Genomic DNA, 12,240 nt, shown 5'->3' on the forward strand with positions numbered 1-12,240 from the left:
ATGTCGGCCGCCGGCTTTCCCGCGGATCGCCAGAAGCCTGGCGCGCCCCGCAGCCGCCGGCTGGCCCCGGCCTGGGCCTGGGCCTCGCTGCTGGCGGCCGGGCTGATCGCGGCGCCGCTGCTGGCCGTGCTGGTCACGGCGGCGGCGCCGGGCGCGCAGGACTGGTCATATCTGCTGCGGATTCTGCTGCCGGAGCTGCTGGTCAATTCGGTGCTGCTGGCCGTGCTGGTCGGGCTGCTGGCGGCGGTCATGGGCGCGGTCACCGCCTGGCTCGTCGCGACCTGCGCCTTTCGCGGCCGCGGGGTGATCGAGATCGCATTGCTGCTGCCGCTCGCCATGCCGGCCTATGTCTGCGGCTACACCTATGTCTGGCTGCTGGATGTGGCGGGGCCGGTACAGACCGTGCTGCGGGAGGCGACGGGGCTGCGCTGGGGCCAGTACTGGTTCCCGGAAATCCGCAGCCTGCCGGGCGCGGCGCTGATGCTGGCCGCCGTGCTCTACCCCTATGTCTATCTGCTGTGCCGCGCCGCCTTTCTGCAGCAGAGCGTCTGCCTGCTGGAGGCATCGCGCACCCTGGGCCACGGCCTGCCGCGCACCTTCCTGCATGTGGCGCTGCCGATGGCGCGCCCGGCGTTGGCCGGTGGGCTCGCGCTGGTGCTGATGGAGACGCTGGCGGATTTCGGCACGGTGCAGCATTTCGCCGTGCGCACCTTCACCACCGGAATCTACGACGCCTGGTTCGGCCTGGCCGACCGGCCGGCGGCGGCGCAGCTCGCCACGGCGCTGATGGGGCTGGTGGCGATGCTGCTGCTGCTGGAACGCGCCTCCCGCGGCGGGCGGCGCTTCCACCCCACCACCACGCGCAGCCCCCCGCTGCGGCCGGTGGTGTTGCGAGGCTGGAAGCAGGCGGCGGCGATCCTGGTCTGCGCCCTGCCGGTGCTGATCGGCTTCGTCATCCCTGCCGGCGCCCTGCTCGGGCTGATGCTGGAGGCCGGAGATCCCTTCGATCCACAGCGCACTTTGCCCTTCGCCCGCAACAGCATCACCCTGGCAGGGCTGACCGCCTTGCTGGCCGTGGCGCTGGCGGCGCTGCTGGCCTGGGGGCAGCGGCTCTATCCCTCCCGCCTTCGCGCCTCGGCCAATCGCATCGCGGCGTTGGGCTATGCGCTGCCGGGATCGGTGATCGCCGTCGGGGCGCTGGTGCCCTTCGCGGTCTTCGACAATGCGCTGGATGGCTGGATGCGGGCGCGCTTCGGCATCTCCACCGGGCTGCTGCTCTCGGGCAGTATCGCGGCGCTGGTTTTCGCCTATCTGGTTCGCTTCCTGGGCGTCGCGCTGTCGGCCGTGGAATCGGGGCTGTCGCGAATCAGGCCGAGCCTGTTCGGCGCGGCCCGCGTGCTGGGTCGCTCACCGGGACAGGCGGTGCGGTCGGTGGAACTGCCACTCGCCCGCGGCGCGCTGGTCACTGCCGGCGTGCTGGTCTTTGTCGATACGATGAAGGAGCTGCCGGCGACCCTGATCGTGCGGCCCTTCGACTTCGACACGCTGGCGGTGCGGGTCCATAATCTCGCTTCCGACGAGCGATTGGCGGAGGCCTCGACGGCCGCGCTGCTGATCGTGCTGGTGGGGCTGCTGCCGGTGGCGGCCCTGGTTCGGGGGATGCGGCGGGGATGACGGGGACCGGGCATTTGCTTCGCGCGATCCGCCTTGCCCAGGCGGGGGATTGGCAGGCAGCGCATGAGCTGGTGCAGGCTGATCCGGGCGCGGATGCCGCCTGGGTGCATGGCTGGCTGCACCGGCTGGAAGGCGACGCGGCGAATGCCGGCTACTGGTATCGCCGCGCCGGCCGCAGCGCCGGCGAGGGCAGCCTCGCCGCGGAAGGCGAGGCCATCGCGCGGGCGCTGGGGGCTTAGCCCGGGGCTGGCGGCCAGCAAGCCATGGCGGTGTCGACGATCCGCAGGAGTTTGTCCCGGTTAGCGCCATCCTTGGCCAGGGTGGACATGCCCTGGATCACCGCCATCACATGGCCGGCCAGTGCCCCGGCATCGCAATCCGCTGGCAGCCGGCCCTCCTCAACTTCTCGCGCGATGCGCGCCCGCAGCAGCGCCTCGATCCCGCGCCGGATCTCGGCCAGTTCCTCCCGCAACTCCGCCACCTCCGCCGAGCCGCTGACGAGCGAACTGGCGAGAAGGCAGCCGGGCGGCGTGGCCTCCCCGGTATCGCCGATCGCCGCCGTCCGCAGCAGGTCGCGTGCGGCTTCGCGGGCCGTGGCGGCCTCGCCGATGACCTGTTCCACGCTGCGCGCGCCGGTCATGTAGCGGTGTACCGCCTCCCGGAACAAACGCCGTTTGTCGCCGAAGGCGGCGTAGAGGCTGGGTGGGGTGATGCCCATCGCCCGGGTCAGCTCGGCCAGTGAGGTCGCCTCATAGCCATGCTGCCAGAACAGCCGCATGGCCGCGCCAAGCGCGGCATCACGGTCGAAGGAGAGCGGGCGGCCAGTGCGCCGCGGCGGCGCGAGGTCTTTCATAGCGATCGATATATTATCCTTGACCAGGCCGGACAAGCAGCCCATGTAATTTTATAGTAATCGCTATGGAATATGCAGATGGCTTTGACCGACTACCGCACCCTTGGCCGGTCCGGCCTCGCCGTTAGTCCGCTGGCACTGGGCACGATGACCTTCGGCGTCGCCCGCTGGGGCATGGCGCGTCCGGAGGCCGAGGCGGTGTTCAACGCCTATGTCGAGGCCGGCGGCAATCTGGTGGACACGGCGGATGTCTATGCCGCTGGCCGGGGTGAGGAGATGCTGGGCGCGATCATCGCCGAGCGCGGCGCGCGGGATCGCATTGTACTCTCCACCAAGTCCGGCTTCGCCGCCGGCCAGGGCCCGCATGAAGGCGGCAATGGCGCCAAGCATATCCATGCGGCGCTGGAGGGCTCGCTGCGCCGGCTGCGCACCGACCATATCGACCTGTACTGGGTCCATGTCTGGGATTCGGTGACGCCGGCCGAGGAATTGCTGGAGACGATGGCAGCGCTGGCCCGCGCCGGACGCATCCGCTACTGGGGCATCTCCAATGCGCCCGCCTGGTATGTTTCTCGACTTGCGACGCTGGCCGCGTTGCAGGGCAAGCCGGGGCCCATCGCCATGCAGTATTTCCATTCCCTGGTGAGCCGGGAGGTGGAGGCGGAGCATCTGCCGCTGGCGCGGGAGATGGGGCTGGGCTTCATGCCCTGGAGTCCCCTCGCCTACGGCCTGCTCAGCGGCAAATACGACCGCGCGACGGTGGAGGCCGGCGCGGCACGTCCCGGCGGCCTGCCCAATGAAGCGGGCGATGTGACGCGGCCGGAACACGACAAGCGACTGGACGGCGCCAATCCCTTTGGCGACGCGCTGTTCACCGAGCGCAATTGGCGGATCGTGGAAGCGCTCCGCACGGTGGCGCTGGCGATGGAGCAACCGATGGCCCGGGTGGCGCTGGCCTGGGTGCTGGGCCGGCCCGGCGTGACGACATCGCTGATGGGTGTCAGCCGTGTCGCGCAGTTGCACGACAACATCGCGGCGACCGACCTGCGGTTGACGGAAGACCAGCGCGCCGCGCTGGATACCGCCAGCGCGCCGAATCTTCCCATGCTCTATGGCCTGTTCACGCCGGCGCTGCGCCGCCAGGTGGTGTTCGGCGGCAGCAGCGTTTCGGCGTAGCGCGGCCTATTCCTGGTCGGGCGCCGCGTCGCTGTTCAGCAGGATGTAGCGCTCGATGCCGATCTGGCGGATCAGGTCGAACTGGCGGTCGAGGAAGTCCTCGTGCTCCTCCTCATTCGCCAGGATCTTGAGCATCAGGTCGCGGGAGACGTAGTCGCGCACCGATTCGCTGTGCGCGATGCCGTCACGCAGATCGACCAGCGCCTTCTCTTCCAGCTTCAGGTCGCATTCCAGGATTTCCTGGACATTCTGGCCGACCAGCACCTGGTTCAGCCGCTGCACATTGGGCAGGCCGCCGAGGAACAGGATACGCTCGATCAGCCAGTCGGCGTGCTTCATTTCCTCGATCGACTCTTCGTATTCCTTGCGTGCCAGCTTGGTCACGCCCCAGTGCCGCAGCGTCCGGGAATGCAGGAAATACTGGTTGATCGCGGTCAGCTCATTGGTGAGCTGCATGTTCAGATATTCGATAACCTTGGCGTCACGCATAACCGCATCCCCTCCGCACCGGCTGACCGGCCCGGGGATGCGGAGGCGGTCACTTGCCGCCGTTCTCACACCCCGCGCGGACCATCGACAGGATGGTCCCCGTGCAGCCACCGCATTGGGCGCGGCAGCCGCAAGCCGAATAGACATCATGCGGACGATCGGCACCCGACGCCACAGCGGCGGCGATCTGCTTATCCGTCAGCGCATTGCAGATGCAGATATACATCCAGCTCCGGCCCTTTTGCAGCCCTGGTTTCGACACTTCGGAAATGTCTCGCTGGGTGGGATTTCTTCCCACCCAGTTGTCAGCCCGGCGTCAGCGCCAGCCGGCGCGCTGCATGATGCGCAGCGCCTCGGCCGCATTGGCGCCGTAGATGCCGGCGTTGAGCTGGTCCTCACGGAAGGTCCCGAAGGCGGCCAGCACCGGATGTACGGGGGCATCGGACACCACCGGGTATTCCATGTTGCCCACCGCGAAGATCTCCTGCGCCCGTGGGCTGGTCAGGTATTCGATGAAGCGCTGCGCGGCCGCGGCATTCGGCGCGGTGCGGACCACCCCGACGCCGGAAATGTTCACATGCGCGCCCCGATCGCCCTCGCCCTGGTTCGGGAAGATCACCCCGATCCGCTCGGCGATGGCACGGTCCTCGGCGCGGGCGGAGGTCATCATATTGCCGAGGTAGTAGGTGTTGGAGATGGCCAGCGTGCACTGACCGGACGGGATCGCCCGGAACTGGTCACGGTCGCCGCCCTGGGGCGGGCGAGCCATATTGGCGGCCAGCCCGCGCGCCCAGGCCTCCGTCGCCTCCGGCCCATTGGCCGCGAGCACGGAGCCGGTGAGCGAGGTGTTGTAGGGGTGGGAGGCGGAGCGGACGCAGATCTGGCCGCGGTAGCGCGGATCGGCCAGGTCCTCGAAGCGGTTCAGCCCCTCCGGCCGGCCGGCCTGGCGGTCATACATGATGACGCGGGCTCGCTTGGAGACGCCGAACCAGAAGCCCTCGGCATCGCGCAGATTGGCAGGGATGCGCGATTCCAGGACCTGGCTGCGGATCGGCTGGAGAATCCCGGCCTCCTTCGCGCGGGCCAGGCGGGCGGCATCGACGGTGATCAGCACGTCGGCCGGGCTGTTCGCACCCTCCGTCCGGATCCGCTGGATCAGCTGGTCGGCATCACCCTCGATCAGCCGCACCCGGATGCCTGTCTCGCGCGTGAAGGTGTCGTACAGCTCGCGGTCGGTGTCGTAGTGCCGGGAGGAGTAGAGGTTCACCTCGCCACCCTGCGCCATGGCGGCGCCGCTGAAACCGGCGATCAGGCCGAGTGTAGGAAGCATCGAGAGCAGATGGCGACGGCGCATTGCTGAGAGGCCCTTTGGACGTGGCGTATGCCGGATGACTATCGCAACTGAGAGTCGTTCGCAAGACTCCTGGTGAGAGTCGCTCGCAGGCTGATTGCGGCGTTGGCTCCTCCGCGCCTATGCTAGGACACAGGGAAGCGCGCACGGCCCACTCTCCTGAGAGGCGGGACGAGCCATAATGACACGCAGAACCAGTTCGTCACCGCTGCAACGCGCCCTGAGCCATACTCATGCGCAGCTGGCCGGCGAGATGACCGGCGCGGTTGCAAGCTACATCCCGGCACTAGCCGCCATGCCGCCCGACCTGTTCGGCCTGGCCGCGCTGACCCGGGGCGGCACGCTGCTGGAGGTGGGAGACAGCCGCCACCCCTTTACCATCCAGTCGGTCAGCAAGCCCTTCGCCTACGCCCTGGCGCTCGACCTGCTCGGTCGCCGCAAGGTGCGGCAGGCGGTGGGCGTGCAGCCGGTGGGCGACCCCTTCAACACCATCGAGCTGGACCCCCAGACCCGCCGCCCCTTCAACCCGATGATCAATGCCGGCGCCATCGCCGTGGCCGGGCTGCTGGCGGAGGCGCTGGGCGACCAGGCTTTCGATTCGCTGCGCGCAAGGCTGTCCCTCGCCGCTGGGGCGCCGCTGGAGCTGGATGAGGCGGTCTACCGGTCAGAGGCCGAGACCGGCGACCGCAACCGCGCCATCGCCTATCTGCTGCGCGCCGCCGGCACCTTCCAATGCCATCCGGATCGGGTGGTGGACCTGTATTTCCGCCAATGCTCGCTTCGCGTCACCGCCTGCGACCTGGCGGTGATGGGCGGCACCTTCGCCGCCATCGGCACCAACCCGCTGACCGGCGCCGAGGTTTTTGGGCTGGATGCGGTGCGGGACACGCTGGCGGTGATGTTCACCTGCGGCTTCTATGACGGCGCCGGCGACTGGGCCTGCCGCGTCGGCCTGCCGGCCAAAAGCGGCGTTGGCGGGGGCATCGTTGCTGTGGTCAGCCGCCATCTGGGTATCGGCACCTTCTCGCCCCGCCTCGATTCCCATGGCAACCCGCTGCGCGGGATGCTGGCCTGCGAGATGCTGTCCGAGGATCTGGGCCTGCACACCTTCGACGCCACCAATTCCGGCTCCCGCCTGCTCGATGCCCTGTCGCCGGCCGGGGCGGCCTGACGCGCAGCCGGTCGCTTGCATGGCCCGTCGCGCGCCGCTACAAGCCGCGCTCCGCGTGTCATGGCCTCTGATGGGCATGCCTGGCCGCGGGAACGTGTCCCTGCCGCATGGTGCGGTCCGGCCCTTCGCAAGGGGGGCGGGTGCAAGGTGGGACCGCCAAGACCGTCTGGAGGTCCAAATGCCCAAGATGAAGACCAAGTCGAGCGTGAAGAAGCGCTTCCGACTGACCGCGTCGGGCCTGGTGAAGGCTGGCGTCGGCAACAAGCGCCACATGCTCACGGCCAAGACGAACAAGATGAAGCGGCAGAACCGTGGCACCTTCATCCTGCCGAAGCAGGATGGGGATACGGTGAAGCAGTGGATGCCTTACGGTTCGAGCCGGTAAGGGAGGATCTGAAACATGGCACGTGTGAAGCGGGGCGTTACCAAGCACGCCCGTCACAAGAAGATCCTCAAGCTCGCCAAGGGCTATGTCGGCAGGTCGTCGACCGCCTATCGCCCCGCCTTGGAGCGGGTCGAGAAGGCGCTGCAATACGCCTATCGCGACCGTCGCAACAAGAAGCGCGACTTCCGGGGCCTGTGGATCCAGCGCATCAATGCCGCGGTCCGCGAGCACGGCATCACCTATTCCCGCTTCATGGCGGGCATCAAGGCGGCGAACATCGAGATCGACCGCAAGGTGCTGGCGACGCTGGCCTATGAGGACGCGGCGGGTTTTGCGGCCATCGTCGAAAAGGCGAAGGGCGCCCTCCCCGCGCAGGCCTGAACCCCTCGGGTTCGGACTTCAGACCAAACAGGAGGGCCGTCCCGCAGGGGGCGGCCTTTTCCGTATCCGGATGCTGGCATGATGACGGACGATTTGGTGACCCTGCGGCAAGAGGCGGAGGCGGCGCTGGCCGGCGCCGCCGATCTCCGGGCGCTCGATGCGGTGCGGGTGGCGGTGCTGGGCAAGTCCGGCAGCCTGAGCGGGCTGCTCAAGGGCCTGGGCGCGGTGCCGGCGGAGGCGCGCAAGGAACGCGGCGCCGCGCTGAACCGCCTGAAGGGTGAGGTCGAGGCCCTGCTGGAGGCCCGCAAGGCGACCCTGGAGGCGGAGGCGCTGGACGCCCGGCTGAAGGCGGAGCGGCTGGATGTCTCCCTCCCCACTCGCCCCTTCGCCCCCGGCACGGCGGCCGATGGCGGCATCCACCCGATCAGCCGGACCATCGAGGAGCTGACGGCGATCTTCGGCAGCATGGGATTCCGGGTGGTCGAAGGGCCGGATATCGAGGGCGACTGGTACAATTTCGGCGCGCTGAACATCCCGGACCATCACCCGGCGCGGCAGGATCACGACACCTTCTACATGCCGGGCACGGATGCCGCCGGGCAGCGCCTGGTGCTGCGGACCCAGACCTCCCCCTTGCAGATCCGCACCATGCTGGGCGAGGCGCCGCCGATCCGCATCATCGCCCCCGGCCGCACCTATCGCGCCGACCATGACGCCACGCACAGCCCGATGTTCCACCAGGTGGAGGGGCTGGTGATCGACCGCGGCATCACGCTCGGCCATCTGAAGGGCTGCCTGACCGATTTTCTCCGCGCCTTCTTCGGGATTTCCGACCTGCCGGTGCGCTTCCGCTCCTCCTACTTCCCCTTCACCGAGCCCTCCATGGAAGTGGATATCGGCTGGAACCGGAAGACGGGCGAGTTGGGCGGCGGCGGCGACTGGCTCGAAATCCTGGGCAGCGGCATGGTGCACCCCAAGGTGCTGGCCAATTGCGGGCTGGACCCGCGCGAATGGCAGGGCTTTGCCTTCGGCATGGGCATCGAGCGCATCACAATGCTGAAGCACGGCATGCCCGACCTGCGCCCCTTCTACGAAAGCGATTTGCGCTGGCTGCGCCACTGGGCCGCCGACCCGCTGGCGCCGGCCAGCCTGCATGAGGGGATCTGAGCGATGAAGTTTCCCCTGAGCTGGCTGCGCGAGCATCTGGAGACGGATGCGACGCTGGAGACGATTTCCACGACGCTGTCGGCCATCGGCATCGAGGTCGAGGGCATCGAGGACAAGGCCGCGGCGCTCGGCAGTTTTCGGATTGCCCGGGTGATCGAGGCCGTGCAGCACCCGAATGCCGACCGCCTGCGGCAGCTCCGCGTCGATGTGGGCGACGGGCGCGAGCTGTCCGTGGTCTGCGGCGCGCCGAATGCGCGAACGGGCATGAAGGGCGTGCTGGCGGTGCCGGGCGATTTCATCCCGGGTACCGGCATCACCCTCAAGCTCGGCGAAATCCGCGGCGTGAAGTCCGAGGCGATGATGCTGTCGTCCCGCGAAATGGGCCTCGGCGACGACCATTCGGGCATTGTGGACCTGCCGGAGGATGCACCGCTCGGCGAGAGCTATGTGAAGTGGGCTGGCCTCGACGATCCGGTGATCGAGATCAAGGTGACGCCGAATCGCGGGGATGCCCTTTCGGTCCGTGGCATTGCCCGGGACCTGGCGGCGGCGGGGCTCGGCACGCTGAAGGGCTGGGAAGTGGCGCCGGTTGCCGGCACCTATCCGTCTCCGCTGCGCTGGCGCATCGCCGATCCGCGCGCCTGCCAGTGGGTTCTTGGGCGTGCCGTGCGGGGCGTGAAGAACGGACCCTCGCCGCAGTGGCTGCAGGACCGGCTGGTGGCGATCGGGCTGCGGCCGATCAGCGCGCTGGTCGACATCACCAACTACTTCACCTTTGCCGTCGGCCGGCCGCTGCATGTCTTTGACGTGGCCAAGGTGACGGGCCCTGAGCTGACCATGCGCATGGCGCAGCCGGGCGAGGAATTGCTGGCGCTGAACGGCAAGACCTATGCGCTGACGGAGGAGGATGGCGTCATCGCCGATGCCAAGGGCGCGGAAGCGCTGGGCGGCATCATCGGCGGCGAGCATTCCGGCTGCGACGAGAACACCAGCGAATGCTTCATCGAATGCGCGCTGTTCGACCCCGTGCGCATCGCGCTCTCCGGCCGCCGGCATGACGTGCGCACCGATGCGCGATCGCGCTTCGAACGCGGCATCGACCCCGCGCTGCTGCCCAAGGCGCTGGAAGCCGCGACGCGGATGATCCAGGAGCTGTGCGGTGGCGAGGCTTCCGAAATCTCGGAGGCGGGCGCGGAGCCGGATTGGCGGCGGAACGCCACCTTGCGCTTCGCGCGTGTGCGGGACCTCGGTGGGCTGGAATTGGCGGAGGATGAGGTGGTCGACCGCCTCACCCGCCTCGGCTTCGAGGTGACGGCCCGCACGGCGGAGGCCGTGACGGTCGCCGTGCCATCCTGGCGCAACGACATCGCCGGTGCCGGCGCCCTGGCCCAGGACCCGTCCCTGCCCGCCGACCGCGCCCGCATCGCCGCCGAAGGCTGCGCCGAGATCGAGCCGGAATGCGACCTGGTGGAGGAGGTGCTGCGGCTGGGCGGGCTGGATGCGGTGCCGGCGGTCTCCCTGCCTGTGACCTCCGCCGTGCCGCGGCCCGCGCTGTCGCCCAAGCAGGTACGCGCGGCGCTGGCGCGGCGGGTGCTGGCCGCGCGCGGCATGCAGGACTGCGTGACCTACGGCTTCCTGGACCGCGCGACCGCCGCGCTGTTCGGTGAAACGCCGGATGGGCTGCATCTCGAAAATCCCATTGCCAGCGACCTGGACCAGATGCGGCCGACCCCGGTTGCCTCGCTGGCCATGGCCGCCGCCCGCAATGCGGCGCGCGGTTTTGCGGATGTCGCGCTGGGCGAGCTCGGCGGGGCCTATCGCGACCCAGCAGCCGGGGTGAGCCAGCTCGCCGTCGCGGCCGGCGTCCGCGCCGGGCAGACGGCGGCGAACTGGGCGGCGCCCGCGCGGCCCGTCGATGCGTTGGATGCGAAGGGGGATGCGCTGGCGGTGCTGGGCGCCCTTGGCGTGCCGATGGCGGCCGTCATGCTGACCACCGACGCGCCGGGCTTCTACCACCCGGGCCGCTCCGGCGTGCTGCGCCAGGGGCCGAAGACCGTGCTGGCCACCTTCGGGGAGTTGCATCCGCAGGTGGTGAAGGCACTCGGCCTGGCCGGGCCGGTCGTGGCCTTCGAGGTCTTTCTCGACGCCATCGCGGAGCCAAAACGCAGGAAGAAGGGGCTGCCAGACCTGCCCGCCTTCCAGCCGCTAAAGCGCGATTTTGCCTTCGTTGTCGATGCGAACGTGCCGGCCGAGCAATTGCTGCGCGCGGCCCGCAATGCCGACAAGACGCTGGTCACCGACGTCACGCTGTTCGACCGCTACGCAGGTGATCGCATGGCGGAAGGAAAAATCAGCCTGGCGATCCAGGCCACCCTGCAACCGCGCGAGCGCACCCTGACCGATGCGGAGATCGAGGCCGTGACGGCCAAGATCGTCGCCGCGGTGGCAAAGGCGACCGGCGCGGTGCTACGAGGATAGGCGGCAGGAGGCTTTCGATGGGCCGAGTCGTTTCGGTGCGGGTGGATGCGGAGGGCCGGCTGGTTTTGCCGGAGGAAGTCCGCGTCTCGCTCGGGGTGCAGGGTGGTGGCGAGGTGCTGGTTGAAGCCCGCGACGGCCGCCTGCACATCCGCCCCCGCGACGCCGCGATCCGGGACGCGCAGGCCATGGTGGCGGCGATGGTGCCCGCCGGCCTCAGCCTCGCGGAGGAGTTGATCGCCGAGCGGCGGGCCGAGGCCGCACGCGACGTAGCGGAAGGGCTCGAGCCTAGGCCGCATGGCTGACGCAACGCTGCTCGACGCCTCCGCCGTGCTGGCGCTGCTTCAGGCCGAAGCCGGCGCCGACGTCGTGGCCGACGCCATCGAGACCGCGCTCATCTCGTCCGTAACCCGCACGGAAATTCTCGGACGGCTTGCGCGTTTCGGTGGCGACGGAACGCCGGCACTCGACCGGCTGTCCCTGCCAGTGCTGCCCTATACGGCGGCGGAGGCCGATGCCGCCGCCCGCCTCCTCGCCGCCCATCGCGGCGTTCTCTCGCTCGGCGATTGCGCCTGCCTGGCCACCGCCGCGCGGCAGGCGCTGCCGGTGCTCACCGCCGACCGGGTCTGGGCGACGCTCGGCCTGGCGGTGGAGGTCCGGCTGATCCGCTGATCAGTCCCGCCTAGCCAGCCTCTGGGCCGAGATAGGCCGTGGCGTCGATCTCCACCAGGCAGTCGGTCGAGCCCAGCCCGGTGACGATGCAGGACACGCGGTGCGGCGGATTTTCGACGAAATTGGCGAAGTACACCTCGTTCATCGGCTCCCAATTCGCGCGGTCCGTCACATAGACGGTGCACTTCACCACATCGTCCATGGTGCCGCCGGCCTCCTCGATCAAAGCGCGGATATTGTCGAGCGTCTGCTGCGTCTGGGCGCGGACGTCGCCCACCGCGAACTGGCCGTTCACGTCGCGCCCGGTGGAGCAGACGAACATGAAGCCGCCGGCGACCGTCGCCTGGGCGAAGGGCCGGCTGCTCTTGAAGACCTTGGGGGAGGAGATGGCGCGCTTCGGCATGGTTCGTGGTCTCCGTGTGAGAGGTTGCAATTGTCCTGATATT

At 69.0% G+C, this 12,240-nt stretch carries 15 protein-coding genes; 10 read left to right on the top strand and 5 right to left on the bottom strand.

What is annotated here, in order from left to right:
* Nucleotides 1–1,674: an ABC transporter permease gene (locus ACVFYP_RS20860; protein ID WP_499202142.1), complete on the top strand. Its 1,674-nt coding sequence runs from the start codon at nucleotides 1–3 to the stop codon at nucleotides 1,672–1,674.
* Entirely contained in the window at nucleotides 1,671–1,913 is a 243-nt protein-coding gene (locus tag ACVFYP_RS20865; RefSeq protein ID WP_499202143.1) for a hypothetical protein, read from the top strand. The genes ACVFYP_RS20860 and ACVFYP_RS20865 overlap by 4 nt, the downstream gene beginning before the upstream one ends.
* Here the strand turns inward: ACVFYP_RS20865 and ACVFYP_RS20870 are convergent.
* Entirely contained in the window at nucleotides 1,910–2,527 is a 618-nt protein-coding gene (locus ACVFYP_RS20870) for a TetR/AcrR family transcriptional regulator (protein ID WP_499202144.1), read from the bottom strand. The genes ACVFYP_RS20865 and ACVFYP_RS20870 overlap by 4 nt on opposite strands.
* A gap of 78 nt (nucleotides 2,528–2,605) precedes the next feature.
* On the opposite strand from ACVFYP_RS20870, the gene ACVFYP_RS20875 reads away from it, so the two are divergent.
* Nucleotides 2,606–3,703 carry an aldo/keto reductase gene (locus ACVFYP_RS20875; RefSeq protein WP_499202145.1) on the top strand — a complete coding sequence of 366 codons (1,098 nt, stop codon included), beginning with the start codon at nucleotides 2,606–2,608 and terminating at the stop codon, nucleotides 3,701–3,703.
* A 6-nt stretch (nucleotides 3,704–3,709) separates the two neighbouring features.
* On the opposite strand, the gene bfr is transcribed toward ACVFYP_RS20875, so the two are convergent.
* The 3 genes from bfr to ACVFYP_RS20890 form a co-directional block, all read right to left on the bottom strand.
* Nucleotides 3,710–4,192 (bottom strand): bacterioferritin, encoded by a 483-nt coding sequence (gene bfr, locus ACVFYP_RS20880; protein ID WP_499202146.1) that lies wholly within the window; start codon nucleotides 4,190–4,192, stop codon nucleotides 3,710–3,712.
* 49 nt (nucleotides 4,193–4,241) lie between these two features.
* Nucleotides 4,242–4,418 (bottom strand): (2Fe-2S)-binding protein, encoded by a 177-nt coding sequence (locus ACVFYP_RS20885; protein WP_499202147.1) that lies wholly within the window; start codon nucleotides 4,416–4,418, stop codon nucleotides 4,242–4,244.
* 90 nt (nucleotides 4,419–4,508) lie between these two features.
* The gene (locus tag ACVFYP_RS20890; RefSeq protein ID WP_499202148.1) at nucleotides 4,509–5,546 is read right to left on the bottom strand and encodes a Fe(3+) ABC transporter substrate-binding protein; all 1,038 of its coding nucleotides are present in this window, start codon (nucleotides 5,544–5,546) and stop codon (nucleotides 4,509–4,511) included.
* Nucleotides 5,547–5,724: 178 nt separating this feature from the next.
* On the opposite strand from ACVFYP_RS20890, the gene glsA reads away from it, so the two are divergent.
* From glsA to ACVFYP_RS20925, 7 genes are all read left to right on the top strand, one after another.
* On the top strand, nucleotides 5,725–6,714 hold the full coding sequence (glsA, locus tag ACVFYP_RS20895) for a glutaminase A (RefSeq protein WP_499202149.1): 990 nt from the start codon (nucleotides 5,725–5,727) through the stop codon (nucleotides 6,712–6,714).
* A gap of 178 nt (nucleotides 6,715–6,892) precedes the next feature.
* Nucleotides 6,893–7,099 carry a 50S ribosomal protein L35 gene (gene rpmI, locus ACVFYP_RS20900; protein ID WP_499202150.1) on the top strand — a complete coding sequence of 69 codons (207 nt, stop codon included), beginning with the start codon at nucleotides 6,893–6,895 and terminating at the stop codon, nucleotides 7,097–7,099.
* Nucleotides 7,100–7,114: 15 nt separating this feature from the next.
* Nucleotides 7,115–7,480: a 50S ribosomal protein L20 gene (gene rplT, locus ACVFYP_RS20905; protein ID WP_499202151.1), complete on the top strand. Its 366-nt coding sequence runs from the start codon at nucleotides 7,115–7,117 to the stop codon at nucleotides 7,478–7,480.
* Between the two features lie 81 nt (nucleotides 7,481–7,561).
* Nucleotides 7,562–8,647: a phenylalanine--tRNA ligase subunit alpha gene (gene pheS / locus ACVFYP_RS20910; RefSeq protein ID WP_499202547.1), complete on the top strand. Its 1,086-nt coding sequence runs from the start codon at nucleotides 7,562–7,564 to the stop codon at nucleotides 8,645–8,647.
* 3 nt (nucleotides 8,648–8,650) lie between these two features.
* Nucleotides 8,651–11,125 (top strand): phenylalanine--tRNA ligase subunit beta, encoded by a 2,475-nt coding sequence (pheT, locus tag ACVFYP_RS20915; RefSeq protein ID WP_499202152.1) that lies wholly within the window; start codon nucleotides 8,651–8,653, stop codon nucleotides 11,123–11,125.
* 17 nt (nucleotides 11,126–11,142) lie between these two features.
* Complete coding sequence (locus ACVFYP_RS20920; protein ID WP_499202153.1) at nucleotides 11,143–11,427, top strand: AbrB/MazE/SpoVT family DNA-binding domain-containing protein; 285 nt, start codon at nucleotides 11,143–11,145, stop codon at nucleotides 11,425–11,427.
* Entirely contained in the window at nucleotides 11,420–11,794 is a 375-nt protein-coding gene (locus tag ACVFYP_RS20925; RefSeq protein ID WP_499202154.1) for a PIN domain-containing protein, read from the top strand. The genes ACVFYP_RS20920 and ACVFYP_RS20925 overlap by 8 nt, the downstream gene beginning before the upstream one ends.
* A 10-nt stretch (nucleotides 11,795–11,804) precedes the next feature.
* On the opposite strand, the gene ACVFYP_RS20930 is transcribed toward ACVFYP_RS20925, so the two are convergent.
* Entirely contained in the window at nucleotides 11,805–12,197 is a 393-nt protein-coding gene (locus tag ACVFYP_RS20930) for a RidA family protein (RefSeq protein WP_499202155.1), read from the bottom strand.
* Between the last annotated feature and the right edge of the window lie 43 nt (nucleotides 12,198–12,240).

It is taken from the genome of Roseomonas sp. F4, assembly GCF_053891155.1.

What these genes read in the sequence shown, in the direction of transcription:
- ACVFYP_RS20860 (WP_499202142.1), top strand. Translation starts at nt 1, where the DNA reads ATGTCGGCCGCCGGCTTTCCCGCGGATCGCCAGAAGCCTGGCGCGCCC.
- pheT (WP_499202152.1), top strand. Translation starts at nt 8,651, where the DNA reads ATGAAGTTTCCCCTGAGCTGGCTGCGCGAGCATCTGGAGACGGATGCG.
- ACVFYP_RS20925 (WP_499202154.1), top strand. Translation starts at nt 11,420, where the DNA reads ATGGCTGACGCAACGCTGCTCGACGCCTCCGCCGTGCTGGCGCTGCTT.
- pheS (WP_499202547.1), top strand. Translation starts at nt 7,562, where the DNA reads ATGACGGACGATTTGGTGACCCTGCGGCAAGAGGCGGAGGCGGCGCTG.
- rplT (WP_499202151.1), top strand. Translation starts at nt 7,115, where the DNA reads ATGGCACGTGTGAAGCGGGGCGTTACCAAGCACGCCCGTCACAAGAAG.
- ACVFYP_RS20885 (WP_499202147.1), bottom strand. Translation starts at nt 4,418, where the DNA reads ATGTATATCTGCATCTGCAATGCGCTGACGGATAAGCAGATCGCCGCC.
- ACVFYP_RS20930 (WP_499202155.1), bottom strand. Translation starts at nt 12,197, where the DNA reads ATGCCGAAGCGCGCCATCTCCTCCCCCAAGGTCTTCAAGAGCAGCCGG.
- glsA (WP_499202149.1), top strand. Translation starts at nt 5,725, where the DNA reads ATGACACGCAGAACCAGTTCGTCACCGCTGCAACGCGCCCTGAGCCAT.
- rpmI (WP_499202150.1), top strand. Translation starts at nt 6,893, where the DNA reads ATGCCCAAGATGAAGACCAAGTCGAGCGTGAAGAAGCGCTTCCGACTG.
- ACVFYP_RS20920 (WP_499202153.1), top strand. Translation starts at nt 11,143, where the DNA reads ATGGGCCGAGTCGTTTCGGTGCGGGTGGATGCGGAGGGCCGGCTGGTT.
- ACVFYP_RS20870 (WP_499202144.1), bottom strand. Translation starts at nt 2,527, where the DNA reads ATGAAAGACCTCGCGCCGCCGCGGCGCACTGGCCGCCCGCTCTCCTTC.
- bfr (WP_499202146.1), bottom strand. Translation starts at nt 4,192, where the DNA reads ATGCGTGACGCCAAGGTTATCGAATATCTGAACATGCAGCTCACCAAT.
- ACVFYP_RS20865 (WP_499202143.1), top strand. Translation starts at nt 1,671, where the DNA reads ATGACGGGGACCGGGCATTTGCTTCGCGCGATCCGCCTTGCCCAGGCG.
- ACVFYP_RS20875 (WP_499202145.1), top strand. Translation starts at nt 2,606, where the DNA reads ATGGCTTTGACCGACTACCGCACCCTTGGCCGGTCCGGCCTCGCCGTT.
- ACVFYP_RS20890 (WP_499202148.1), bottom strand. Translation starts at nt 5,546, where the DNA reads ATGCGCCGTCGCCATCTGCTCTCGATGCTTCCTACACTCGGCCTGATC.